The sequence below is a fragment of the Streptomyces sp. SM11 genome (genome assembly GCF_002910905.1).
In the GTDB taxonomy this organism is placed as follows: Bacteria; Actinomycetota; Actinomycetes; order Streptomycetales; family Streptomycetaceae; genus Streptomyces.
In genome coordinates this window covers 24,846-48,272 of sequence record NZ_NEUE01000158.1, presented here as the reverse complement: position 1 = coordinate 48,272, position 23,427 = coordinate 24,846, and the positions used below count along the sequence as shown (strand labels likewise).

The window sequence follows — 23,427 nt, the reverse complement described above, 5'->3', positions numbered from 1 at the left end:
AGCGCGCCACCCATGACCGCCACCACGAACCTCCTCACCGACAACCCCGCGCTGTACGAGGCCCGCTTCCCCGACCCCGGACGAACAGCCGGGCGCTGGACCGAGGACTGCCTCCGCCGGTACGGGGCCCCCGGCCTCCGTGTCCTGGACATCGGCTGCGGCACCGGCCGCGACGCCGCCCACCTGCACCGCTCCGGCCGAACGGTCACCGGCGCCGACCTGTCCGACGCGATGCTGGCGTACGCCCGCGTCCAGTACCCCGGCCCCCACTACATCCGGGCCGACCTGCACGGATTCGACGCGGGGGAGCGTGCCTTCGACGCGGTGGTGTGCCTGGACAGCGCCCTGCTGTACTGCCACACGAACGACCAGCTCGACGGCTTCCTGACCTCCTGCCGCCGGTCACTGGCACCCGGCGGCCTGCTCGTCGCCGAAATGCGCAACGGCTCCTTCTTCCTGGGCCGCACGGACCTCCTCGACACCCCGGCCGTCAACGGATTCACCTGGCAGGGCACCGCCTACCGCTCCACCACCACCCTGTCCGTGGACAGAACCGCCCAGTTGCTGCGCCGCTCGCGGGTGTGGACGGCCGACGACGGCTCTCCGCCTGCCGAGCAGCGCTCCGCGTGGCGCCTGCTCTTCCCCCAGGAGCTGCGCCACGTTCTCGCGGCCCACGGCTTCGAGGTGCTCGCCCTGCACGACGGGCCGGGCCCGCGTACCGAACCGCCCTGGCAGGAGGGTGACCTGCCCACCGGGACGGCCGACGGCGACCGGCTGCACCTGGTCGCCCGTCTCACCCCCGCCTCCCGCCCCTGAACACCCCACGCGTCCATCCGCCCGAGCGCCGCAGCAAGGAACACCGCTATGAACGAAGCTGCCATGAACGAAGCCTCCGTGAACGAGGTCCCCGTGAACGACCCACGCTTCCCCGGCCTGCGCCGCCGGGGCTTTCTCGCCGCCGCCGCCGCCGGCGTCGGCTTCGGTGCCCTCGCCCTCGCCGGCTGCGCGGGCACCGGGCCGACCGCGGACAACGCCGGGGGAGGCGGCAAGCCCCGGCGCGGCGGACGGCTGCGCGCCGCGTTCGCCGGCGGCGGCGCGAGCGAGACGCTCGACCCGCACCTCGCCAACCTCTTCGCCGACGTGGCCCGCGCCAAGGCCCTCTTCGACAAGCTCGCCGACTACGGCCCCGACCTGTCCGCCCTGCCGCGACTGGCCACCGCGTGGGAGCCCAACGCCGGCCTGGACCGCTGGAAGGTCACGCTGCGCGAAGCCCGCTTCCACGACGGCAGGCCGGTCACCGCCCAGGACGTCCTCCACAGCTACCGGCGCATCACCGACCCGAAGAAGGCGTTCCGCGCCAAGGCGTCCCTGGAACCCATCGACCTCGAAACCAGCCGAGCACCGGACGACCGGACCGTCGAGTTCGTCCTCAAGCGTCCGACCGCCGAATTCCCCAACGTGCTCGCCGCGTTCGGCGCGTACATCGTGCCGGAGGGCGAGCAGGACTTCGACCGGAGTCCCGTCGGCAGCGGCCCCTTCCGCTTCGTCTCCTTCGCCCCGGGAAAGTCCGCCGCCTACAAGCGCAACGAGGATCACTGGGACGGCGCCCCCTACCTGGACGAGCTGGAGTTCGTCGTCGCCAACGAGGAGTCCGCCCGCGTCAACGCCCTTCTGGGCGGCCAGATCGAGTACGCGCACGAACTCAACCCGGCCACTGCCCGCGCCCACGAGGGCAAGGGACAGATCGAGATCATCCGGCTCCGCAACAGCGCCATGCAGTCGTTCGCGATGAAGACCGACCGGCCGCCCTTCGACGACCGACGGGTACGGGAGGCGTTCTTCCTGATCGCCGACCGTGGGGAACTGGTGGACGGCGCCCTGTCCGGTGCCGGAGAGGTCGGCAACGACCTGTTCGGCAAGGGCTACGAGTACTACGCCGCGAGCCTGCCCCAGCGCGAACAGGACCTCGACCGGGCCAAGGCGCTGCTCAAGGACGCCGGGGCCGAGGGCCTCGAAGTCACCCTCGACACCTCGCCCGTCGCGGCCGGGTTCACTGAGGCCGCCACCATCTTCCGCGACCAGGCCGCCAGGGCGGGCGTCACCATCAACGTCAGGACCGGCAGCAAGGACAGCTACTGGAAGGACATCCTCGACTCCGGCACCATCTGCTCCTACCGCTCAGGGGCCATGCCCATCGAGGCCCACATCTCCCAGCGCCTGCTCACCGGCTCCACCACCAACGCCACCGGGTGGCACCACAAGGACTTCGACGCCCTCTACCAGCAGGCGCAGTCCACCAGGGACAAGACCGCCCGTACCGCCGTCTACGAACGCATGCAGCGCCGCCTGCACTCCGAGGGCGGCTTCCTGATCTGGGGCTTCGCCGACTGGATCCTCGGCACGGCCCCGGGCGTCCGGGGCGTCGAGACCAAGGCGCCGGCCAACTCCCTCGACTGGGCGCGGTTCGACAAGGTATGGCTGGCGTGAGCGGACCACGGACCTGGATCGCCAGGCGACTGCTGCTCGGTGTGGCGCAGACGGCGGCCGTCGTGCTGCTCGTCTTCGCCCTCACCGAGGCGCTGCCGGGCGACGCGGCCGTCGCCCTCGCCGGCGACCAGCCGGACCCGGAGCGCATCGCCGCCATCCGCGAGGCGATGGACCTCGACCGGCCCGCCCACGAACGCCTGGCAGAGTGGGCCGCCGGGCTGCCGTACGGGGACTTCGGCACCTCCCTGGCCTCCGGGCGGCCCGTCAGCACGTACATCACGGACGGCTTCGGGCCGACCCTGCTGCTCGCCGCCCTGACGGTCGTGCTCCTGGTCCCGATCGGCGTCGGCCTCGGGGTCCTCGCCGCCCGCCACGAGGGCGGACCCGTGGACCGGTTGGTCAGCTCGGTGACGCTCGGCGTGTACGCCGTGCCCGAGTTCGCCCTCGGTGTGCTGCTGGTGAGCGTTCTCGCGCTGCGCCTGGGCTGGCTCCCGCCGACCGCCGTCGGATACGGCACCGACCTCCTCGCCCATCCGGCCGCCCTGGTGCTGCCCGTCCTCGTCCTGCTCTCCCGCCCGGTGTGTTCCCTCTCCCGCCTCGTACGGGCCGGCATGATCGACGCGCTGGACTCGCCGTACGCCGCACACGCCCGCCGATACGGAGTCCCCGGCTTCCGTATCCGGTACGGGCACGCCCTGCCCAACGCCATGGCACCCGCCACCCAGCAACTGGCCCGGACCATCGACTGGCTGCTGTGCGGAGTCATCGTCGTGGAAGCGCTGTACGTGATATCCGGGCTCGGCACCGTCCTGATGAACGCCGTCGCGGAACGCGACGTGCCCGTGGTCCAGGGACTCGCCGTCGTCTTCGGCGTCGCCACGGTCGTGCTCAACCTCGGTGCCGACCTGGTCGCGCGCCGTCTCGCCCCCCGATCGGAGGTGGCCGCGTGAAGTCCCGTTACGCACTGGGCGCCGTCGTCGTCGGGATCCCCCTCGCGCTGGCCCTCCTGGGACCGATGTTCGCAGGGGGGCCCGGGCCTCGCGCCGCCTCGTTCACTCTCGGCGACGGGCACTGGCTCGGCACCGACTTCGTCGGCCGGGACGTCTGGCGCCAGGTTCTGCTCGGAGGGCGCTCGGTGGTACTCGTGGCGCTGGCCGCGACCGCCCTGGCCTACCTCGTGGCGTTCCCCGTCGGGCTCCTCAGCGCCCTCACCCACCGGACCTGGCTCGAAGAACTGCTGATGCGCCCCCTCGACGTCCTGCTCGCCGTGCCGTCCCTGCTGATGATCCTGCTCACCGCCGCCGTCTTCGCACCGGGCACCGTCGGGCTCACCCTGCTGGTGGCCCTCGTCAACATCCCCGACGCCGCCAGGATCGTACGGGCCGCGGCGGCGGAGGCGGCGTCGCGCCCGGTGGTCGAAGCACTGCGCATGCAGGGGGAGACGTGGTGGCGCACGGCTGTCGGCTACGTCGGCAGGTCCCTCACGCGTACGCTCGCCGCCGACGCGGGCGTACGGCTGACCGGTGTGCTGTACCTCGTCGCCACCGCGGCGTTCCTCGGCGTCGGTGTCGAGCCGGACGCGGCCGACTGGGCGGTGATGGTGGACCGCAACCGCACCGGACTGTACGTCCAGCCCTGGGCCGTGGTCGTGCCCGCCCTGCTCATCATCGCCCTCACCATGGGGACCAACCTGCTCGTCGATGCCGGACTGAAGAAGAGGAAACGGACGTGAACCCCGCGAAGGCGGTCGCCGAGATCGAGAACCTGCGGGTGCTCGTCGGCGACCGGGCGATCGTCGACGGAGTGAACCTCCGTGTGCTCCCCGGCCGGATCACCGCCCTCGTCGGCGCGTCCGGCAGTGGCAAGACGACCACAGGTCTCGCGCTCCTCGGGGAGTATCCGGCCGGGGCACGCGTGAGCGGTGCCGTACGCGTGCCGGACGGCCTGGTCGGCTACGTCCCGCAGCACCCGGGCGCCGTACTCAATCCCGCGCGCCGCATCGGCGCCCTGCTGCGGGACATCGCCCGCACGCAGGTACGCCACCTGCCGCGGCGAAACCGCCGGACCGCCGTCCGCGTGCGGGTCCTGCGAGCCCTGGCGCTGGCCCAGCTCCCCGACGCGGCGGCGATGCTGCGCCGTTTTCCCCACCAGCTGTCGGGCGGCCAGCAGCAACGCGTCGTCCTCGCGCAGGCGCTGCTGCTCGGCGCCAAGGTGGTGGTGGCCGACGAGCCGACCACCGGTCAGGACGCGCTGACCAAGCGGGGCATCGTCGACCAGCTCGCCGCCGTCTCCCGGGAAGGCATCGGCGTCGTCCTGCTCAGTCATGACCTGGACGTCGTGCGCGCACTCGCCGACGAGGTTCTGGTCATGCGTGACGGGCATGTGGTGGAGTCCGCGCCGGCCGAACGCCTGTGGCTCGCACCACGGCACCCCTGGACAACCGAACTCCTGGCGTCCGAGGCTTCGCCCGCCCGTATCGAGCCGGCCTCCGAGGGCGCAGAGGTCCTCCGCGTCGGCCCGCTGGCGGCACGTCACGGCCGAACAGCGGTGCTCCGCCTGCCCGAACTCACCCTCCACGCAGGCCAATGTCTCGCAGTCGTCGGCCGCTCGGGCAGCGGGAAGACCACCCTGGGCCGCTGCCTGGCCGGCCTGCACCGGAATCACGACGGCGCGATCCACCTCGACGGCATTCCTGTGCCGCGCAGCCTGAGGGACCGCACGCGTCAACAACTCGCGGCAGTCCAGTACGTCTTCCAGGACGCCGGGGCGTCCTTCGACGAACACCGCCCGGTGCTGTATCAGGTGGCCCGGACGGCGGTGCGGCTACGAGGGACGACCGAGACCGACGCCCTGGCCGAAGCTCGGGCCACGCTCGTCGGCCTCGGCCTCGCCGAAGACCTCGTACACCGTCGCCCGGGCCGCCTGTCCGGCGGCGAACTCCAGCGCGCCGCACTGGCCCGCGCCCTGCTGGCCCGACCGCGCGTGCTGATCTGCGACGAGATCACCTCCGGCCTGGACACGGTCACCCGCCGGTCCGTTCTCGACACGCTCGCCGGGCTGGTGCGCGAGCGGGGCGACCTGTCCCTGGTGCTGATCACCCACGACCTCACCACAGCCGCACTGGCCACCCGCATCGCCGTACTGGAGGCGGGCGTCCTTGTCGAGGAGGCACCGGCACGGCAGCTGCTCACCGCTCCGCGGCACCCCTTCGGCATCCGGCTGACGGAGACCTCGGCCATGGATTGAACGCCCGGGCGGGCGGCGCGCTCTTCCCCGGTGAACCGGTCCCCGGCGGGATTCCGGGGCTGGTCCGGCCTGGGTGTGACCTTGCCGTGGAGTGCGATGCGGGCGTCCCGCTCCGCCAGAACCGCCGTGGTGCGACCCAGGAGTGCACACGCAACTCTCGGGGGACCATCCCCACCGGCGTGGGGAGCAGGAGGACGGGAAGAACCCGCCGTTGAATTCCAAGCGTGTGCGGGGAGCAGCACGCGTACCGGTCGATGTGGACCGACGGGTTCAGCCCTGCGCCAGTCTGACCCGGTGATTCCCGGTCAGCGGCGGCCGGCGGCAAGGATGACGAGGAACTGGCCGCCGCCCGGTTCGATGTCGGCGGTCACCGGCAGCCCCGGTACCAGTCGGGAGAACCGGTCCACCAGCCAATCCGCCGCTTCCTGCGCGTCCTGCCTGGTCGGACAACGGCCCACCATCTCGCGGCCCCCCTTGCGCTCCAGCCGGGAGGCAACAGCGATCAGCGGCGCGGGTTCGGCCACGTACGGGCGGTCCGGCCAGGCGATGAGCACCTTGACCGCGCCCTTGCGGGAGTTGCATCCGCGGTGCGCGAGCCGCTCGGCGACCTTGGCCTTCCGGTCGGCGGTCCGGCTGTCGACACTGGGCCCCTGCAGGTCGTTCACTGACTTGTCGGGGTCGACCGGTTCGTCGCATACCCAGCATCGCCAGCCATCGCGCTCGGCCACATCATTGAGAAGGCTCATCCGAGCAAAATAGCGCCCTTGGCCGTCTCCCCGTGCACCAGGGCGCGATGGCCGACGCCGTCGTTGCACTTGCCGACGATGGAGCCGCGATCGGAGACAGCCCGCCGCAGCGCTCGTAGGGTGCTCGGATGCCCGGGCCGTGCCTGGCTCGCCGCGATGGCAGGGCTGACCTCCGTCGGTGCCGCGGCGGTGGTCATCACGGATTCGGGCGTTCCTCGAAAACGTGCGGCGGATTCCGTGCCGGCGTCGGCCGTAGCGGTCGGTGTGGGCCGGTGGGACCGCTCCGCCCGCACCCGGCTCGGTCGGCAGCGCGATCCGGCCGGGTTCACCTGTCGGCGATCCTCCACGTGCAGTCGTCGGCCGCAGCGGCGTTGCTGAGGGCGGTCCACGCGGTGTCGTTGAGCTTGAAGGCGTCGTGGAGGTAGGCGGAGATCGCGTCGGCGACGAGGGCGACGCGGGCGGGGGCCTCGTCGGTGGTCTCGGCGGCCATCTCGCCGGCGAGGCCGCCCAGGGTGTGCTCGCCCTCGGCGATGGCGAGCAGGCTCTTCGGCGACGGGCTGAGGTGGTAGGCGTCGGTGAACCACTCCGGTCCACGGGTGGAGAGCTGGGACCGGTCCTTGCCGCCCGCGACGACCAGGGCCGGGGTGGTCATGGTGGAGTAGTCCGGCCTCATGAACGGAAGGTGTTCGGCGGCGAACGGGGTGAGGGTGTCACCGGTTCCGGTCGCGGCGATCAGCACGCCAGCCGAGACCGCGGAGTGGGAGAAGTCCTCTCCGGGAACGCCGTCGGCGTCGAGCACGCGCGCGCCGAGGATCACGCCGGCTGTCTGGGCGCCCCAGGAGTGGCCGACGACCGCAATGCGCTCGTGGTCGGCGCGGGTCCCCAGGCCGCCGGCCTGGAGGAGGATGTCGCCGATGCCGTCGAGGACCGCGTGGAGATCGGCGATCCGGACACGCCAGATGGTGGCGAAGCGCGGGTCGTCCCACGTGATGCCGTTGCGGCGGGAGTCCAGGTGGGTGGGCTGCACGACGATGAATCCGGCGGCTGCCCACCGGTCGACGAGGGGCTCGTATCCGTCCAGGGACCATGCGTTGCCGTGGGAGAACACGATGACGGGAAGGTTCTGCCCCGACAGTGGGGCGGTGACCTTCACTTGGAGCTCGACACTGCGCCCGGGTGCGGGAACGGTGATGGGCTTGACCGCGACGATCCGCTGGTCGAGGTGGCTGGAAGACACGGGGCACCTGCACTTTCGCATGGGATCGCTCTGCCATACTTTGGCGGAGCGCCGTTCCGCCAACTTAGCGGAACATTGTTCCGCGAGTAAAGGGAGGGCCTTGTGCCGGAAGCGGTCGGAATACGCCAAGCGCAGGCGCAGCGCACCCGCAGCGGCGTGCTGGCGGCAGCATCGGCGGTCTTCGTGGACCAGGGCGTCCAGGCGCCCATCCGCGATATCGCCGAACGGGCCGGCGTCGGTGTCGGCACGATCTACCGGAACTTCCCGACACGGGCGGACCTCGTCACCGCCGTCTACCGGCACCAGATCGACACCTGCGCCGCACTCGCGCCCCGGCTCCTGGAGGAATCGGACTCCCCGTTCACCGCCCTGGCCCACTGGGCGGACGCGTTCGTGGAGTTCCTGGTGACCAAGCACGGTCTCGGTGCGGCCCTGGGATCCGGTGATCCAGGGCTGGAGAACCTCCACGCCCTCATGCTCGACACCCTGGTCCCGGCCTGCGCACTGCTGCTCGACGCCTGTGTCGCCGCCGACGAACTCAGCCCCGGCATCACCGCCTACACGCTGATGCGCGCCATCGGAAACCTCTGCATCACCGGCCCCGACTACGACCGGGCCGACGCCAAGCGCATGGTCGCAACCCTTCTCGCCGGTTGCCGTCGCACGGCATGACGAAAGGGCCCGGCCGCCTGCTGCGTACGGCATCAACACGGTGTCCGGCCTCCGCTGCGACGTGTCCGCCTCCGGAGGCGGCGCACATCCGTGACGGGCCGAGCCGCCGGACCGCGGAGACCGAGCGGGTGTCTGCCCGATACGCGCATATTGCGGCGCAGTACAGGTACGGCCTGTTCCGTCACCTCGGCAACGTGCTGCCTCTCTGGCCGGACCACCTCACGGGGTGCGACGGTGGCTACGCCGACTTCGACGGGCGGCGGGTCCGCGAACTGCGCGACGCGGAACCGAGCCGCCCCGACGTTCTCGCCCGCGTGATCGACTTCATCCGTGACGAGCTGCGGACATGCGCAGTGGTGCTTACTGGGCGTCGGGGGTGCCCGATGTCAATCTACCCTTACGTCACGGTAGGTTTGTGTGTGGCAAAGTTGCCGGACGGGCGACGCGAGGCGGTGGAGCCGTAAGCGAGCGGCTGATGCGGATCGGCGAGGTCTCCGCGCGCACGGGCTGTCCCTCCGCACGATGCGTCACTACGAGAATGTCGGTTTGGTTGCTCCCAGCGGGCGTAGCCTGGGTGGTTTCCGTCTGTACACGGAGTCGGAGGTGCGTCGGCTGGTCCTGGTGCGTCGGATGCGGCCGCTCGGGTTCAGTACGGTCGACGTGCGGGCGTACCACGATGTGCTGGACCGGCTTCCCGGCCTCGGTGGTCCGGCGGCGGAGAATGATGAGCAGGCGTACGAGGAATTGGTGGCGAAGTTGCGGAAGTACTGGGTGCAGGCCGATGCGCGATGTGAGGACCTGCGTCGTGAACTCGGAACGGCGGAGGCGTTTGCCCGTTCCCTCCACGAGCAGTTGTCTCATCTGCTGGACGCGCCGGCGGCCGGATCGAAGGCCGCGCGGTGAACGTCACGAGCGAGTGGGTCGCCGGTGAGGCGGCCAGGCGGCGTACGTTCGCGGTGATCAGCCATCCGGACGCGGGCAAGTCGACGCTGACCGAGGCGTTGGCGCTGCACGCGCAGGCGATCACATCGGCGGGAGCGGTGCACGGCAAGTCCGGGCGCAGGGGTGTGGCGTCGGACTGGATGGAGATGGAGAAGGCCCGCGGCATCTCCGTGACCTCCGCCGTCCTGCAGTTCGCCTATCGGGACTGTGTGCTGAACCTGCTGGACACACCGGGGCACGCCGACTTCTCCGAGGACACCTACCGCGTGCTGGCGGCCGTGGACTGCGCGGTCATGCTGATCGATGCGGCCAAGGGCCTGGAGGAGCAGACCCGCAAGCTCTTCGACGTCTGCCGCCACCGCGGCATCCCCGTGATCACGTTCATCAACAAATGGGACCGGCCCGGCCGGGAGGCCCTGGAACTGCTGGACGAGATCGAGCGCGAGTTCCGGCTCAAGCCCACCCCGGTGAACTGGCCGGTCGGCACCGCCGGGTACCTGCGCGGTCTGGTCGACGTACGCGAGCCGGAGAGGATGCTGCGCTACACCCGCACCCCCGGCGGCGCGCACGAAGCCACCGAAGAGGTGGTTCCCGCCGAGCGGGCGGAGCTGGAGGAGGGGGCCGACTGGGAGCAGGCCATGGAGGAGCTCCAGTTGCTGGAGGCGGACGGCGCCGACTTCGACCGGGCCTCGTTCCTGGCGGGCGGCTCCACACCGGTCTTCTTCGGTGCGGCGGTCTCCAACATCGGCGTACGGCTACTCCTGGACGCCATCGTCGACCTCGCTCCGCCTCCGGGGGCGCGCGAGCTGGAAGGCGGCGGCAGCAGGCCCGTCGACGCGTCGTTCTCCGGGCTGGTGTTCAAGGTACAGGCGAACATGGACCCGGCCCACCGGGACCGGATCGCCTTCCTGCGGGTGTGCTCGGGCGTCTTCGAGAGAGGCGCGACCGTCACCCGCGCCGCGTCCGGGAAGCCGTTCGCGACCAAGTACGCCCACAGCGTCTTCGGCCAGGACCGCTCGATGGTCGACACCGCCTACCCGGGAGACGTCGTCGGGCTGGTCAACGCCGCGGCGCTGCGCGTCGGGGACACCCTCTACGACGGTCCGCCGGCCGTGTTCCCGCCGATGCCGACCTTCGCTCCCGAACACTTCGCGGTCGTACGACCGGTCGACATCAGCCGCTCCAAGCAGTTCCGCCGTGGTATCGCACAGCTGGACGAGGAGGGCGTCGTGCAGGTCCTCGTCAGCGACACGCGCGGGGACCAGGCGCCGGTCCTGGCGGCGGTGGGGCCGATGCAGTTCGATGTCGTGTCCGCCCGAATGGCCGGGGAGTTCTCCGCCCCCGTACGCCTTGAGGTGCTGCCGTACCATCTGGCGCGGGCCACCGACGCGGCCGGAGCGGACACCCTCAACCGCTCCCAGCTGGTCAAGGGCGAGGCGCTGACCAGGATCCGCGACAAGGCACAGCTCGCACTGTTCCCCGACCGCTGGCAGGCGAACTCCTTCCAGCGGCAGTTCCCCGACGCCAGCCTCCACACGCTCCTGGCGGCCCACGAGTAGCACGCCCACAGGCGGCCCTGTTCCGGCTCCAGGACCCACCGGACCTTGGTGCCGCCGAAGCGGCCGGTGCGGTGGCACCGAAGGCCGGCCGGGACGACGGTGCACGGCGTCGGACCTGATCGGCGCGGGAAGCAGGGTTCCGTGCCGGTCAGGAACCGGTTCGTGGGCAGGATGCCGTACGTGCACGTGGGGATTCCGCAGAGGAGGATGCAGGCCGGGTCGGGGAGCTCGGGCGGAGCGGTGGAAGGGGGACAGCCCGGTGCGGCGCGGCGTGCGCCGACCGGCGTATCCATGCGGGGCGGTCAGGCCTTTCGTTCTGCGACGCCGGCCTTGACGGCCACGTAGACGGTGTTGGTCGAGGTGCCGCCGCGCAGCGGGTTGGGGAACTCCACCACGTGGGCGGCGGCGCTTCGGAAGCCATGAGTGAGGAGGGAGACGAACTCGTCGTCCGGCGGGTCGTTGGACCACAGGGCGAAGACGCCTCCGGGGTGGAGGAGGCGGGAGAGGGCGCTCAGGCCCGCCGGCTGGTAGAGAGCGGCGTGGCTGGGGTGCAGCACGTGGCGGGGGGAGTGGTCGACGTCCAGCAGGATGGCGTGGAAGAGGCGGCCCTCGGTCTGCGGGTCCAGCCCGTGGCCTTCCGACACCATGGCGAAGAAGTCGCCGTGCACCAGCCGGCAGCGGTCGTCCGAGCCGAGCGCGGTGCCCAGTGGCACCAAACCGCGTCGGTGCCAGTAGATGACCTCGCCGAGGGTGTCGACGACGATCAGGGAGCGGACGCCCGGCTCCTGAAGGGCGGCGTGTGCCGTGTACCCGAGGCCGAGGCCGCCGACGGCGACATGGAGGCCGGGGTGGTGCGCGAGTGGGGCGAGGCCCAGTCGGGCGAGGGCGATCTCGCCCTCGGTGAAGAGGCTGGACATCAGGAACTCGTCCCCGAGCTTCACCTCGTACACGTCGTCTCCTGACAACGGGTCACGTCGGCGCCGCAGGCTGATGTCGCCGATCGGAGTCGGCTTCCAGTCGAGTTCCTCGAAGCGGGTGGTCATGGTGGGGGATCTCCTCCGGCCGGCGGCGCGGTGTCGCGGTGTCAGGCGTCGATGACGACGGGGATGATCAGGGGCTTGCGTCGGTGGCTGCGGAAGGCCCAGGAGGCGACGGCGCGAGCGATGCGCTGTTCGAGCTGGTGGTGGTCGCCGATGCCCTCCTGCGCCGCTGCGGCCAAGGTCTTCTCGATGAGCGGGATCACGGGCTCGAAGGTGGTGTCGTCGTGCTCGAATCCGCGGGCGAGGAAGTCGGGCGCCTCCGCGAGTGCTCCGGTGTCGGCGTCGACGATCGCCACGATGGTGACCACGCCCTCCTCCGCCAGGACGCGGCGGTCCTTCAGGGACGCCTCCGTCGCGCCTCCGACCGTCATCCCGTCGACGTACACATAGCCGGCCGGGACCTTTCCGGTGATCGAGGCACGCCCGTCGACGAGGTCGACGACGACACCGTCCTCGGCGATGATCACGCGGTCCGGTGCGACGCCGGTGCGGACGGCCAGGTCGGCGTTGGCCCGCATGTGCTTCCACTCACCGTGGACGGGCATGACATGGCGGGGCTTGACGATGTTGTAGCAGTACACCAGCTCACCCGCGCTGGCGTGGCCGGAGACGTGGACCTTGGCGTTGCCCTTGTGGACGACGTTGGCGCCCCAGCGGGTCAGCCCGTTGATCACCCGGTAGATGGCGTTCTCGTTGCCCGGGATGAGGGAGCTGGCGAGCAGGACGGTGTCGCCCTGCCCGATGCGGATCGAGTGGTCGCGGTTGGCCATGCGGGAGAGGGCGGCCATCGGCTCACCCTGGGAGCCCGTGCAGACCAGGGTGATCTTGTGGTCGGGCAGCTTCTCCAGCTCCCTTGCCTCGACCACGAGGCCCGGCGGCGTCCTCAGATAGCCCAGTTCGCGGGCGATACCCATGTTGCGGACCATGGACCGGCCCACGAAGGCGACCTTCCGCCCGTGCTGATGCGCTGCGTCGAGGACCTGCTGGATGCGGTGGACGTGGCTGGCGAAGCTGGAGACGATGACCCGGCGCGGGGCGGTCCGCATGACGTGCTCGATCGCGGGGTTCAGCTCACGTTCGGACGTGGTGAAACCCGGCACTTCGGCGTTGGTGGAGTCGGTGAGGAACAGGTCGACCCCTTCCTCGCCGAGCCGGGCGAAGGCCCGCAGGTCGGTGATGCGGTCGTCCAGCGGGAACTGGTCCATCTTGAAGTCACCGGTGTGCAGGACCATGCCCGCGCCGGTACGGATCGCGACCGCGAGGCCGTCGGGGATGGAGTGGTTGACCGCCACGAACTCGCAGCCGAAGGGCCCGAAGTCGCGCCGCTCCCCTTCCTTCACCCGCACGGTGACGGGCTTGATGTGGTGCTCCTTGAGTTTGGCCTCAAGGAAGGCGAGCGTCAGCTTCGAGCCGATGACCGGGATGTCCCTGCGTTCACGCAGCAGGTAGGGCACGCCGCCGATGTGGTCCTCGTGTCCGTGGGTGAGGACCACACCGACGACATCGCGCAGACGGTCCCGGATCGAGGTGAAGTCGGGCAGGATCACGTCGACGCCGGGCTGGGTCTCCTCGGGGAACAGCACACCGCAGTCGACGATCAGCAGTTTGCCGGCGTACTCGAAGACGGTCATGTTGCGGCCGATCTCCCCGAGACCGCCCAGGGCGACGACCCTCAGCCCTCCTGCGGCAAGGGGAGGGGCGGGCTTCAGATCAGGATGTGGATGGCTCATACGCTGACGCTACCGGAGAGTTACGGGGATGATCCATTATGGGCGGCACTCGGGCACCCTCACGGCCCACGTGAGCGGGAGCGGGGGCTCGGAGCCGTCACCGACATGGTCAGGCAGCTCGCGGCGAGCCGACCAGTGCCCGGCCACGGCCGACGCGTGGCTTGAGTGGATCGAGAGCTTTCTCCATCGTCAACAACACGTGTCCTCCGGGGACGTCCACGGGTACCGTGCCCGGGTGTGTGCGAGCACGGTGCTGTCGATGGTGATGACCCGGATGTTCAGCAGAGACGATCGCGCGTGTGTGATGGTCACCCGGCCGGCCCCCGTCAACGTCCGCCATCCCTGCCGGACGGTCGCACCGCCCTGACCGAACACCGCATCCGTTGTTCCGTCATGGGTTCCTGTCACATGGGTCGAACGGAGTGGTCGCCCACCTCCCTCGACTCGTGCGTCGCTCCGTGTGACCGCTGGTGGGCGCGGACTCGGGAACGGGCATCCGCGGCCTCCCCGCCTGAGGCAAGTCATGCGACGCGAGGGGTCGGAGCGCGGGACGCACGTGTACCTACCCTCACGAGAGAGTAGCGTGAAGGGCGCCGCTGACCTCCATGTCGTACGTGGTCCGAAGGGTTGTCGTTCACGGGCACGGAGATCCCGACTGCGAGATGTGCCTCGATGTCCGTCAATCGTCGCGCACGAAGGTCGGCGATGGAGGGCCCACCGTCTCCGCGGCTCGCGGATGGACGGGGCGCTTCGGACGGAAGTCGGTGCGGGGAACTGTGTCCCGTCCCGAGAGCCGCGCCGTCAGGACTTCTGGGCGTGGAGCCTGCGACGCAGGGTGGCGGCGAAGTCCTCGGCCGCCAGGAGCTGAGCGCGTAGCGTCTCGCAGCGTGCGTCGGCCACCATCCGGTACGAGTCCAGTCGCTCATGCAGACGCTTCCGCTCCTCGTCTGTAGGTGCATCGTCGGCCGCGATGCGGTCGACGATCTCCAGGAGGTCCCGCATCTCCTCCAGCGAGAAGTCCAGCGGCTTCATGCGGCGGATCACCATCAGGCGGTCGACGTCCGTCTCGGTGTACAGACGGAAGCCTCCCTTGCTGCGGGCGGAGGGGATGACCAGGCCGACTTCCTCGTAGTGCCGGATCGTGCGGAGCGACAAGCCGGTCCGCTCAGCCACCTCACCGATCTGCATCTGCCGCTCTGCCATCTCCGCGCCTGCCTCCTCTATAAACCGGCTGCTCTTCGGACGTTCGAAGAGCAGCCAGCATACGTGTCCAGAATCACATGATCCGCAGACGTATTTACCTGCATCTCACAAGCCGCAACTCGCACTCTGCCCTCACGTCAGGGTACGATTGCGCAGTGGGCCGAACCCGCTGGGCCGACCTCGCTGACGCTTGAGCCCCGGCCAGGGCCTCACAGGCTTGTCGGGCAATGATGCCCGATTGCCAGCCACGAAGGCTGCCGCCCGATCCGGCAGAGCCCCATCGGCGCCGGGCTGCCGGGATTCCGCCCCCTGTGTGGAGTCGAGAACGACGCGTGCGTGTCCAGACTGGTGGATGTGTGCGCCCGAACAGAAACGGTTGCATGTCTACACCGCTGTCCGCTGCTCCCAAGCTGCGCATGTCCAAGCCGGACTGGCTCGCCTCCCCGAAGGTCTTCCGCACCGAGGTACTGGCCGGCCTCGTCGTCGCCCTGGCGTTGATTCCCGAGGCGATCTCCTTCTCGATCATCGCGGGTGTGGACCCGGCGATCGGTCTGTTCGCCTCGTTCACGATGGCTGTGGTGATCTCCGTCGTGGGTGGCCGCAAGGCCATGATCTCCGCCGCCACCGGGGCCATGGCCCTGGTGATCGCACCCTTGAACCATGAGTACGGGCTCAGCTACCTGATCGCCGCCGTCATCCTCGGCGGCCTGATGCAGATGGCTCTGGGCGCGCTCGGAGTGGCCAAGCTGATGCGGTTCGTCCCGCGCTCGGTGATGGTCGGCTTCGTCAACGCCCTCGCCATCCTCATCTTCATGGCGCAGGTGCCCGAGATGCGGGACGTCCCGTGGGCCGTCTACCCGCTGATCATCGGCGGTCTGGCGCTCATGATCTTCTTCCCGAAGATCACCACGGTGATCCCCGCACCTCTGGTCGCCATCGTCACACTGACGGTGATCACGGTCGCCGCCGGCATCGCTGTCCCCGACGTCGGCGACAAGGGGGATCTGCCGTCCTCACTGCCGGTGCCGGGTCTGCCCGATGTGCCGTTCACGATGGACACCCTGACCACCATCGCCCCCTACGCGTTCGCGTTCGCGCTGGTGGGACTGATGGAGTCGCTGATGACCGCGAAGCTCGTCGACGACATCACCGACACCCACTCCAACAAGACCCGCGAGTCCATCGGCCAGGGCATCGCCAACATCGTGACCGGATTCTTCGGCGGCATGGGCGGCTGCGCCATGATCGGCCAGACCATGATCAACGTGAAGACCTCCGGAGCCCGCACCCGCCTCTCCACCTTCCTCGCCGGTGCCTTCCTGATGGTCCTGTGCATCGCGTTCGGGCCGGTCGTCTCGGACATCCCGATGGCCGCCCTGGTCGCGGTGATGGTCCTGGTCTCCTTCGCCACCTTCGACTGGCACTCCATCCAGCCCGGGACCCTCAAGCGCATGCCGGTCGGCGAGACCACCGTCATGGTCGTCACCGTCGCCGCGGTGGTGGCCACCCACAACCTGGCCATCGGTGTTGTTCTCGGCTGCATCACCGCGATGGTGATCTTCGCGAAGAGGGTCGCCCATATCGCCGAGGTCTCCGGGGTCGTCGACCCGGACGGCAACCAGGTCGTCTACGCGGTCACCGGCGAGCTGTTCTTCGCCTCCTCCAACGACCTCGTCTATCAGTTCAACTACAAGGACGACCCCGACGACGTCGTCATCGACCTCACCGACGCCCACATCTGGGATGCCTCCTCCGTCGCCGCCCTCGACGCGATCGAGACCAAGTACGCCCAGCGCGGCAAGAAGGTCACGATCGTCGGCCTGAACAAGGCCAGCGCTGAGATGCACGGCAAGCTCGCCGGCCAGCTCACCGCCGGCCACTGAGACCGACGGGCCGACCCGGGCTACCGGATCTCGAGGCAACGACCGGCGAAGTACGTCGCGAGTTCGTGGTTGTCGAGGTAGTCGTCGAACCCGACGCGAAACGCGAGCGTCAGTTCGACCGGCGAGGGTTCATCGTCGAACGGCCGGCTCGCGCGGATGGCGTCGAGAACGTGCGGCATCGCGTACTGGAACCGCAGGCCGCTGCGGACGTAGTGCGGCAGGCCGTCGATGCTGCGCACCTCGGCGTCCTCGGCACCCGCTCCGGAGTAGATCGGGCGGGTCGCACCGTCGTAGCGGAAGATCTCGTTCAACAGCGGCCTGTGCCGCTCGGGCACCTTCGGCAGGATCGCCTCGTCCCACCACCGCTGGAATATCGGCGCGAACCGGGGGTCGGCGTAGAGCTTGTGCAGCGACTCGACGACCAGGCCGGAGTCGGTGAACTCGCGGCCGTGGCCTAGCAACTCGGCGACGGCGGGATCGGCCGAGTCCTGGAACCAGTCCGACAGGATCAGCAGTGCGGCGCTCTGGCTGAGCCCGGCGAGCTTCCGCAAGGGTATCCAGATGTGCCGGAAGTACATGTTCTCGCTCATCATCCGGGCCCAGAACATGAACCGCTGCATCATCGAGTTCTCCGCGACCGTGACGGTGCGGTTGGCGAGAACGTACTCGAAGTCGTCGTTGTCGCCGCGCACGGTGACGAAGCCGTGCTCCTCGCGGTTCTCCGCGTAGTTCGTGTTGGGCAGCAGCAACAGTGGGTAGACGGCGATGCGGGACACGTGTTCGGACAGCCGGTCGTAGCCCGTCAGGAAGGAGTCGACCGTCTCACCCGGCGCGCCCCAGATCAGCTCGGCGTAGGCGTCGAGTCCCTCCGCCGCGAGCCATGTCGCCAGGTCCTTCCACTCGTTGAGCCGCATGTTGCTTCTGCCCATGCCACGCAACGCCGTGTCGTCCAGTGTCTGCAGAGCCACAGTGAACGAGCTCTGGAACCCCTCGGCCTTCATCCGGCGGATTATGTTGTGGAACGTTTTGGACTTGTTCTTGGCCCACGACGTCTCCAACGACTGCGGGAACCCGTATTTCTCCCGCGTCCTGACGAGATCCTCGACGAACTCCGCGTCCGGCTGTCGCATGCCGAAGTTCGAGTCGCACAACACCACCGTCGGAACCTGGTGATAACCGAAGATGTCGAGTTCCGCGCGCAGCCGCTCGCGGGAGAAGTCGCGCATCCTCTGGCCGACCGCGCCACCCCAGTAACAGAACGAGCACTTGTACGGACAGCCTCGGTTGGTCTCCATCAGCGCAACGTCGTAGGGGAACCGGCCATGGTTGTCGAGCAGCGGGATGGCCCCGGTGAGAAATGGCGACGGAATGATGTCCAGGTCGTCGATGCGCGGTGCCTCGGCAGTGGTGTGGACCGTGCCTTCCTCGTCGCGATAGGAGATTCCCGGCACCTGCGTCAGGTCGTGCGGCGACCCCTCCTCGATGAAGGCGAGCAGCAGGTCCCGGAAGGTGAACTCGCCCTCGCCGTTGGCGACGACGTCGACCTCGGGAAAGCGCCGGAAGACGCGTTCCGCTTGGTGGGCGACGTGCGTTCCGCCGAAGACGACCCAGCCGTCCGGGCGCACCGACTTGTAGGTCTCGGCGAGCGCGCCGAACTGGTTGAAGTTCCAGCCGAGGACCGAGAACGCCAGCACGTCCGGCGCGACCCCGGAGAAGATCATGCGCGCCATCGAGCCGAGCGATTCCCCACCACGGAAGTTCTGTATTCCCACGTCGAACTCGGGTCCCACCACGGGATCGGCCTGTGCTGCGGCTGTCAGATAACCGGCGGCGAGCGGCATCGATTCCTTGGGCATGTCCCAGGCGCCCTGTTGCACGATCAGCGCGCGCCCGTGCTTTTCCCGTGAACGTGGTCGTGGTCGTGGTAACGGAAGTATGGACTGACTCACTGTTCTTCCCCTATGCCGCCAGGCCGCCAGGTTCCCGAGGGCGATTCACGCCGTACACCGTGTGAAATGTAGTTGTCCAACTGGCTCCGACGTTCAGCCGCGGAAATCAGCGCGGCGCACGCTCACCGTCGAGGCGTTCGACGGCGGGTGGGCGGACGTGGAGTGCGACGCAGGTGACGAAGCTGCCGACCACCGCCGCCACTGTGAAGACCGTGTATCCATCCGGTGGCTCACCCGGTCGAGTCGTCCATGGCGCGGCGCAGGGAGGCCGGACGCAGGTCGGTCCAGTTCTCCTCGACGTAAGCCAGGCACGCCGCCCGGCCGTCCGGGCCGTGCACCACTTGCCACCCGGCGGGCACCGGAGCGAACTCCGGCCACAGCGAGTGCTGGTCCTCGTCGTTGCGCAGCACCCAGAACACTCCGTTGTCGTCGTCGAACGGGTTGGTCGTCTCAGCCATGCCGCCTCCCGGTCGCCGCACGGTACAACGCGCCGCCGGGTGGTCAACACTCCCGTCCTCCAGCACGATGACCCCCGACGAAAGGGGTGCCGGGCCATCCGCGTGGCGGGAGGACCGTCCGGTTCACCGGTCTGCCAGGCTCGGACAAGTCCGCGGCCGCCGCGGCGCCGGCACTGCGGATGCCCGGGCCGGCGCAGGTGCTGGACGGGGATGCTCCGCGACGCGACCTGTTCCCGGACTCGGGTTCTGGCGCACGTGACCGGAGCGAGAACGCGCGGCGGGCCGGGGTACCGGCATGATGATGCCGGCCCGGCAGGGCGTCATCGTGCCGGTACCGGTGATCGCGTCATACCGGGAGCCCGTGACAGGTGCGCGCCGCCCACGTGGCGGCTGGGATCGGCTACCTGGAAGTGTGGGTGGACCGCCGCTGGAGGTGCGCGTGCGGCGCGACGTGAAGGGACTTGTACGCCAAGGCGAACGCCGGTCGGATCTCCGGGATATCCGGAATGACCGGGGTGGACGATCCGTACGAGCCGCCCGGGACATCCCAGCCGCGGTTGCGTACCGACCGCCACGGCCTCGGCGAGCGCGTGGCGGGCCTGCTCGGCCTCCTACGCGAGGATGCCCCGGCCCGCCCGTGCGGGAGGACCGGGGCGGTTCGGTCAGATGCGGTAGCCGAGGCTGCGCAGCTGCTGACGGATCGCCTCGTCGTCGGCCGTTGCGGTGCCGCTGGTCGCGGCGCCCGAGTCGGCCGGAACGAGGGCGAGTCGCTCCTCACGAAGGTTCTCGTTCACTGGTTCTCCTTTCCTGACTTCGGTGTTCATCCCTGCCCGGTCGGACAAGCTCGGTGCCGCCTTAGGGTGGCGACATGGATGGCGACATGGATGACCTGGCCTACGACGTGACCGGTACGCCGGCGGTTCGGCTGCGCCAGTGGGAGCGGTGCTGGCCACCGGACGACCCGCATGCCAACTTCAAGGCCGAGGTGGTCGACTACGGGCTCCTCGATCCGCTGGAGACCGTGTGCGGCATGTCCCGGAACCTGGACATCCCGGTCGGCGCGATCGTCCGGTACGTGCTGGCGAAGTGGGCCACCGGCGGTAGCGGCGGCCTGCTCGAACTCGGGCCGGTGATGGTGCCGCGCCTGTGGGAGCCGATCGCGGCCGCGGAGGAGGCCGACTCCGACGAGCAGCGGCTCGCGGCGTACCACCAGCTCCGGCAGATGATCTCCTGGCTGAAGGTGCCGCTGGACGACCCCACGGTGTACCCGGCTCAGTAATCGGCCGAGTGACCGGCTCTCAGTGCTCACGGAGCACCACCCCGGTCACGCAGCCGATCCCGCCGGCCGCCCGCAGGTACTCGCCGATGTCGATCTCGTCGACGGCCACACCCGCCCGCTCCAGCGTCCGCCGGATTCCCGGACAGCCCGCGGGCATCAGCACCTGCCCCGGCGCGAGCACCAGCAGGTTCATCCCGCGCCGCACCAGCAGTTCCTCGTCCGGCGGCAGCGCGATCACCCGATAGCCGTACTCGGCGAGCAGTGTCGCCAACTCCGGTGGGCTCGCCACCCGGTGGATGACGGCGGTGGACGAGTCGAGGAACACCACCGTCCCCAGCAGGTGCTGTACGCCCGGCACCAGTGGCACCGTCACCACCCGCGCCCCCAGTCCCTCGACCGCCGAGGCGACCTCGGCCGCGCCGGCCGCGTTCGTGCGGAACCCGGTGCCGACGATCACCGTCGACGGGTCGATCCACAGCGCGTCGGCGCCCTCGAACACGGCGGTGCCCGACACCGTGCGCAGGATCGGGAACCCTGCCCCGGCCAGCGCGAGCGCGGCATGCCGTTCCTCACCGGCCCGCTGCGCCGAGGCCATCCGTGCCACCACCGCCCCGGCCGGGGTCATCCAGAACAGGTCCCGCGCGAACACCACGTTCGGCGTCGCCTCGGGGGAGGCCAGGTGTACCTCGACCCCGTAGCCCCGCAGGCGGTCCGCCAGCGCGTCGCACTGCGCCCGCATCGCCGCCGGATCCACCGGCCCGAGCATGAGCGAGGCCCCCGGCCGTCGCACCGCGCCGATGCTGTCCGGCGGGCGGACCAGCAGCACCGACCGCAGTGCGGCCGTCTCCGACCGGTACCCGCACGGCGCCCACACGCCCCCGGCCGCGACTTCGTCCACGTGCGACGCCACCCGGGGGACCCACCCCGGGCCGCCGTGGGTGCTCAACTCAGATCCAGTGGTCGTCACGGGCATAGCCGAGCCTCTCCGCCATCGCGAGTACGTCGGGGCTCAGCGCGGACCGGATGTCCTCCTCCCGCGCTCGCCACCGGCCGGGGCGTGGTGCGGCGGTGGACACGGTGGCGGCGATGCCGTCGGTCGCGGCCCGCTTCAGCGGCCCGTCGAACGGGATCCCCAGCCAGTCCGCGATCCGCTCGACGGTGTCCGCGCGGCCGTGCGGACCGCTGATCAGGCCCTCGAATCGCACCGTGTGGTCCGCCCCGTGCGCGAGCACCGCACGGTGACTCGACCACCACTGGTGGGCGCAGACCCGGGGCAGGGCGGCGGTGGTGTACGCGGGCCAGCAGGGTGGCAGGTCGAACTTCCACCAGTGCCGGTCGGCCGGCCGCACGTCGGCGTATCCGGCGATGCGCAGCGGCTCGTCCAGCCGGTACGCGTGGAACCCGTGGTGCAGCCACCCGTCGACCAGGCCGTTGATCGACGCGGCCGGGTTCCTGGTCAGGTGCAGCACCCGCAGGCGCGCGTTGGGGAACACCGCCTGCAGGAAGCCGAGCCGGTAGGCGTTGCCCGGCGTCTTGATCATCAGTGGCTTCGTGGCGAGGTCGTGTTCGTCCGCGGGCCGCCACGGACGGGGGAGGACGAAGGGCGGCTCTTCGAGCAGCAGGTCACCGGGCGGCCCGGCCGGTCGTGGTCCCGGTGACCGCCCGGGAAGGTCGTAGTACCACGGGTTCACGCCGGCCTTGCCGATGAGCGCCCGTGCGAACCGGGGGAGATCACGGTCCAGTACCGCCTCGGCGGTCCGCACCAGGTCGACGGGATCGAGGTCCAGCCCCGGCCACTGCACGAGAAGCCGCCACGCCGCGTCCACCGCCAGGTTCTCCACGCCGGTGCCGGGAGAGCCCGCGTCCAGTGCCAGTTCCGCCTCGAACAACGCCCGGGACCGTGGTTGGAGCCCGTGCCAGTGCGCCGCGTCCAGCATGTCGGATCCGGTGCCGCTGTGCGGGTGGTCGAGGCCGACCAGCCGCAGCAGCGGATTCAGCTCACCGCGCAGGTGAAGCAGGTGCGGCGAGGACCGCAGCAGCTCGGCGAGCATGCTCGACCCGCCCCGCGAACTCGACGCGACGACGACGAGATCGCGCACCTTCGCGCGGAAGTGCTCCACCGGCGTGCCCCGCAGCGGCCGCAGCACCTCCAGCCCGCGCACGACCTGGGCGACCGGGCGATCCACGGCGCGGCTAGGCATGGTCGGGTTTCCGCACCGAGTACACGCACCACCGCCACCGGTCGCGCACCGAGCCATCCGGCAGAACCTCGAACGGGTGTACGGCGCGTACCTCGCGCGGCGCGTCGTAGTAGAGGCGGTAGATCTCCTGCCGGTTCGCGGGTGTCGTCTCGTGGGTGTCGATCCACCGGTCGATCGACTCCCACAGGAAGTACTCCTCCATCCGCACATCGGTGAACCCGCCGCCGGTGAGCAACGCCCGGAAGTCCTCCTCACGGAACATCTGGTACAGCAGTGGCTGCTTCTTCTTGAACACGCGGAACATCCAGAACGCGTCCACGTCCGCGTACGGCACGATCTGCCCGACGATGAACTGCCCGCCCGGCCGCAGCACACGGAAGATCTCCGACACCGGCCGCTCCGGCTGAGGCAGCAGATGCAGCACCTCCCGGGTGACCACGAGGTCGAAACTGGCGTCGGGGAACGGCAGGTCGTAGACGGAGCCCTGGTGCACCACGTCCAGCCGGGTGGCGGCGAGCGCGGCCATCTCCGGGGTGAGGTCCAGCCCGACCGTCTCGCCGACCCGGCCGCGGAACGCGCCGCCGACGACACCGCTGCCGCAGCACACGTCCAGCATCCGCGCGTCCGGCGGCACCGCGCACAGCTCCGCGTGCTTGCCGAGCAGGTCCTCGTCGGTGAGCCAGGAGCACGAATCGTGCCAGTCCTTCGAGCGGATCCCGAACTGCCGCTGGTAGACCGCGTAGTCGACCTCGACGGCCCGGGTCCGGGAGCGGGCCGTCCGCCCGGCCAGCCGCG

General features: G+C 70.0%; 23 protein-coding genes. 11 read left to right on the top strand and 12 right to left on the bottom strand.

Going from position 1 to position 23,427, the window contains the following annotated elements; translation table 11 throughout:
- Positions 1-12: 12 nt before the first annotated feature.
- The 5 genes from B9S58_RS13935 (at position 13) to B9S58_RS13915 (ending at position 5,733) form a co-directional block, all read left to right on the top strand.
- Positions 13-816, top strand: a complete 804-nt coding sequence (locus B9S58_RS13935) for a bifunctional 2-polyprenyl-6-hydroxyphenol methylase/3-demethylubiquinol 3-O-methyltransferase UbiG (RefSeq protein ID WP_103532432.1) — start codon at positions 13-15, stop codon at positions 814-816.
- A gap of 63 nt (positions 817-879) precedes the next feature.
- Positions 880-2,487, top strand: a complete 1,608-nt coding sequence (locus B9S58_RS13930) for an ABC transporter substrate-binding protein (RefSeq protein ID WP_181009305.1) — start codon at positions 880-882, stop codon at positions 2,485-2,487.
- Positions 2,484-3,437, top strand: a complete 954-nt coding sequence (locus B9S58_RS13925; RefSeq protein WP_103532431.1) for an ABC transporter permease — start codon at positions 2,484-2,486, stop codon at positions 3,435-3,437. Before B9S58_RS13930 ends, B9S58_RS13925 begins: the two co-directional genes overlap by 4 nt.
- Positions 3,434-4,219 (top strand): ABC transporter permease, encoded by a 786-nt coding sequence (locus B9S58_RS39050; RefSeq protein ID WP_107494937.1) that lies wholly within the window; start codon positions 3,434-3,436, stop codon positions 4,217-4,219. Before B9S58_RS13925 ends, B9S58_RS39050 begins: the two co-directional genes overlap by 4 nt.
- Positions 4,216-5,733, top strand: coding sequence for an ABC transporter ATP-binding protein (locus tag B9S58_RS13915; protein ID WP_103532430.1), 1,518 nt, complete (start codon positions 4,216-4,218; stop codon positions 5,731-5,733). Before B9S58_RS39050 ends, B9S58_RS13915 begins: the two co-directional genes overlap by 4 nt.
- Positions 5,734-6,038: 305 nt before the next feature.
- Here the strand turns inward: B9S58_RS13915 and B9S58_RS13910 are convergent, their stop codons facing one another.
- From B9S58_RS13910 to B9S58_RS13905, 3 genes are all read right to left on the bottom strand, one after another.
- Positions 6,039-6,479: a hypothetical protein gene (locus B9S58_RS13910; RefSeq protein ID WP_103532429.1), complete on the bottom strand. Its 441-nt coding sequence runs from the start codon at positions 6,477-6,479 to the stop codon at positions 6,039-6,041.
- Positions 6,476-6,679: a hypothetical protein gene (locus tag B9S58_RS37495; RefSeq protein WP_181009303.1), complete on the bottom strand. Its 204-nt coding sequence runs from the start codon at positions 6,677-6,679 to the stop codon at positions 6,476-6,478. Before B9S58_RS37495 ends, B9S58_RS13910 begins: the two co-directional genes overlap by 4 nt.
- A gap of 125 nt (positions 6,680-6,804) precedes the next feature.
- Positions 6,805-7,737 carry an alpha/beta hydrolase family protein gene (locus tag B9S58_RS13905; protein WP_374935674.1) on the bottom strand — a complete coding sequence of 311 codons (933 nt, stop codon included), beginning with the start codon at positions 7,735-7,737 and terminating at the stop codon, positions 6,805-6,807.
- A gap of 81 nt (positions 7,738-7,818) precedes the next feature.
- On the opposite strand from B9S58_RS13905, the gene B9S58_RS13900 reads away from it, so the two are divergent.
- From B9S58_RS13900 to B9S58_RS13885, 3 genes are all read left to right on the top strand, one after another.
- Positions 7,819-8,388 (top strand): TetR/AcrR family transcriptional regulator, encoded by a 570-nt coding sequence (locus B9S58_RS13900; RefSeq protein WP_103532427.1) that lies wholly within the window; start codon positions 7,819-7,821, stop codon positions 8,386-8,388.
- Positions 8,389-8,910: 522 nt separating this feature from the next.
- Complete coding sequence (locus tag B9S58_RS13890; protein WP_308457903.1) at positions 8,911-9,291, top strand: MerR family transcriptional regulator; 381 nt, start codon at positions 8,911-8,913, stop codon at positions 9,289-9,291.
- On the top strand, positions 9,288-10,889 hold the full coding sequence (locus B9S58_RS13885) for a peptide chain release factor 3 (protein ID WP_103532425.1): 1,602 nt from the start codon (positions 9,288-9,290) through the stop codon (positions 10,887-10,889). The genes B9S58_RS13890 and B9S58_RS13885 overlap by 4 nt, the downstream gene beginning before the upstream one ends.
- A 302-nt stretch (positions 10,890-11,191) precedes the next feature.
- Here B9S58_RS13885 and B9S58_RS13880 read toward each other — a convergent pair whose 3' ends face one another.
- From B9S58_RS13880 to B9S58_RS13865, 3 genes are all read right to left on the bottom strand, one after another.
- Positions 11,192-11,932 (bottom strand): spermidine synthase, encoded by a 741-nt coding sequence (locus B9S58_RS13880; protein WP_103532424.1) that lies wholly within the window; start codon positions 11,930-11,932, stop codon positions 11,192-11,194.
- 41 nt (positions 11,933-11,973) lie between these two features.
- Entirely contained in the window at positions 11,974-13,659 is a 1,686-nt protein-coding gene (locus tag B9S58_RS13875; RefSeq protein WP_103532423.1) for a ribonuclease J, read from the bottom strand.
- Between the two features lie 801 nt (positions 13,660-14,460).
- A complete protein-coding gene (locus B9S58_RS13865) occupies positions 14,461-14,862 on the bottom strand; it encodes a MerR family transcriptional regulator (RefSeq protein ID WP_103532422.1) in 402 nt (133 codons plus the stop codon).
- A gap of 380 nt (positions 14,863-15,242) precedes the next feature.
- On the opposite strand from B9S58_RS13865, the gene B9S58_RS13860 reads away from it, so the two are divergent.
- On the top strand, positions 15,243-16,745 hold the full coding sequence (locus tag B9S58_RS13860; RefSeq protein ID WP_103532421.1) for a SulP family inorganic anion transporter: 1,503 nt from the start codon (positions 15,243-15,245) through the stop codon (positions 16,743-16,745).
- Positions 16,746-16,765: 20 nt separating this feature from the next.
- On the opposite strand, the gene B9S58_RS13855 is transcribed toward B9S58_RS13860, so the two are convergent.
- Positions 16,766-18,622 (bottom strand): KedN5 family methylcobalamin-dependent radical SAM C-methyltransferase, encoded by a 1,857-nt coding sequence (locus B9S58_RS13855; RefSeq protein ID WP_146063502.1) that lies wholly within the window; start codon positions 18,620-18,622, stop codon positions 16,766-16,768.
- Between the two features lie 302 nt (positions 18,623-18,924).
- Positions 18,925-19,152: an MbtH family protein gene (locus tag B9S58_RS13850; RefSeq protein WP_103532419.1), complete on the bottom strand. Its 228-nt coding sequence runs from the start codon at positions 19,150-19,152 to the stop codon at positions 18,925-18,927.
- An 86-nt stretch (positions 19,153-19,238) separates the two neighbouring features.
- On the opposite strand from B9S58_RS13850, the gene B9S58_RS40190 reads away from it, so the two are divergent.
- A complete protein-coding gene (locus B9S58_RS40190; RefSeq protein ID WP_103532418.1) occupies positions 19,239-19,451 on the top strand; it encodes an adenylyl-sulfate kinase in 213 nt (70 codons plus the stop codon).
- 363 nt (positions 19,452-19,814) lie between these two features.
- Here B9S58_RS40190 and B9S58_RS39045 read toward each other — a convergent pair whose 3' ends face one another.
- The gene (locus tag B9S58_RS39045) at positions 19,815-19,946 is read right to left on the bottom strand and encodes a hypothetical protein (RefSeq protein WP_018955476.1); all 132 of its coding nucleotides are present in this window, start codon (positions 19,944-19,946) and stop codon (positions 19,815-19,817) included.
- A gap of 74 nt (positions 19,947-20,020) precedes the next feature.
- On the opposite strand from B9S58_RS39045, the gene B9S58_RS13840 reads away from it, so the two are divergent.
- Positions 20,021-20,431, top strand: coding sequence for a DUF6027 family protein (locus tag B9S58_RS13840; protein ID WP_103532417.1), 411 nt, complete (start codon positions 20,021-20,023; stop codon positions 20,429-20,431).
- A gap of 19 nt (positions 20,432-20,450) precedes the next feature.
- On the opposite strand, the gene B9S58_RS13835 is transcribed toward B9S58_RS13840, so the two are convergent.
- The 3 genes from B9S58_RS13835 to B9S58_RS39040 all read right to left on the bottom strand — a co-directional run.
- Complete coding sequence (locus B9S58_RS13835; RefSeq protein WP_258044483.1) at positions 20,451-21,329, bottom strand: dimethylarginine dimethylaminohydrolase family protein; 879 nt, start codon at positions 21,327-21,329, stop codon at positions 20,451-20,453.
- Between the two features lie 49 nt (positions 21,330-21,378).
- Positions 21,379-22,632, bottom strand: coding sequence for a sulfotransferase (locus B9S58_RS13830; protein WP_103532415.1), 1,254 nt, complete (start codon positions 22,630-22,632; stop codon positions 21,379-21,381).
- On the bottom strand, positions 22,625-23,427 hold an 803-nt coding region (locus B9S58_RS39040), incomplete at its 5' end, for a class I SAM-dependent methyltransferase (RefSeq protein WP_258044482.1). The genes B9S58_RS13830 and B9S58_RS39040, both read right to left, overlap by 8 nt.

Coding starts and splice junctions, on each gene's coding strand:
- B9S58_RS13935 (WP_103532432.1), top strand. CDS start 13: ATGACCGCCACCACGAACCTCCTCACCGACAACCCCGCGCTGTACGAG.
- B9S58_RS13930 (WP_181009305.1), top strand. CDS start 880: ATGAACGAAGCCTCCGTGAACGAGGTCCCCGTGAACGACCCACGCTTC.
- B9S58_RS13910 (WP_103532429.1), bottom strand. CDS start 6,479: ATGAGCCTTCTCAATGATGTGGCCGAGCGCGATGGCTGGCGATGCTGG.
- B9S58_RS13905 (WP_374935674.1), bottom strand. CDS start 7,737: ATGCGAAAGTGCAGGTGCCCCGTGTCTTCCAGCCACCTCGACCAGCGG.
- B9S58_RS13890 (WP_308457903.1), top strand. CDS start 8,911: ATGCGTCACTACGAGAATGTCGGTTTGGTTGCTCCCAGCGGGCGTAGC.
- B9S58_RS13880 (WP_103532424.1), bottom strand. CDS start 11,932: ATGACCACCCGCTTCGAGGAACTCGACTGGAAGCCGACTCCGATCGGC.
- B9S58_RS13875 (WP_103532423.1), bottom strand. CDS start 13,659: ATGAGCCATCCACATCCTGATCTGAAGCCCGCCCCTCCCCTTGCCGCA.
- B9S58_RS13865 (WP_103532422.1), bottom strand. CDS start 14,862: ATGGCAGAGCGGCAGATGCAGATCGGTGAGGTGGCTGAGCGGACCGGC.
- B9S58_RS13860 (WP_103532421.1), top strand. CDS start 15,243: ATGTCTACACCGCTGTCCGCTGCTCCCAAGCTGCGCATGTCCAAGCCG.
- B9S58_RS13850 (WP_103532419.1), bottom strand. CDS start 19,152: ATGGCTGAGACGACCAACCCGTTCGACGACGACAACGGAGTGTTCTGG.
- B9S58_RS13840 (WP_103532417.1), top strand. CDS start 20,021: ATGGATGGCGACATGGATGACCTGGCCTACGACGTGACCGGTACGCCG.
- B9S58_RS13830 (WP_103532415.1), bottom strand. CDS start 22,632: ATGCCTAGCCGCGCCGTGGATCGCCCGGTCGCCCAGGTCGTGCGCGGG.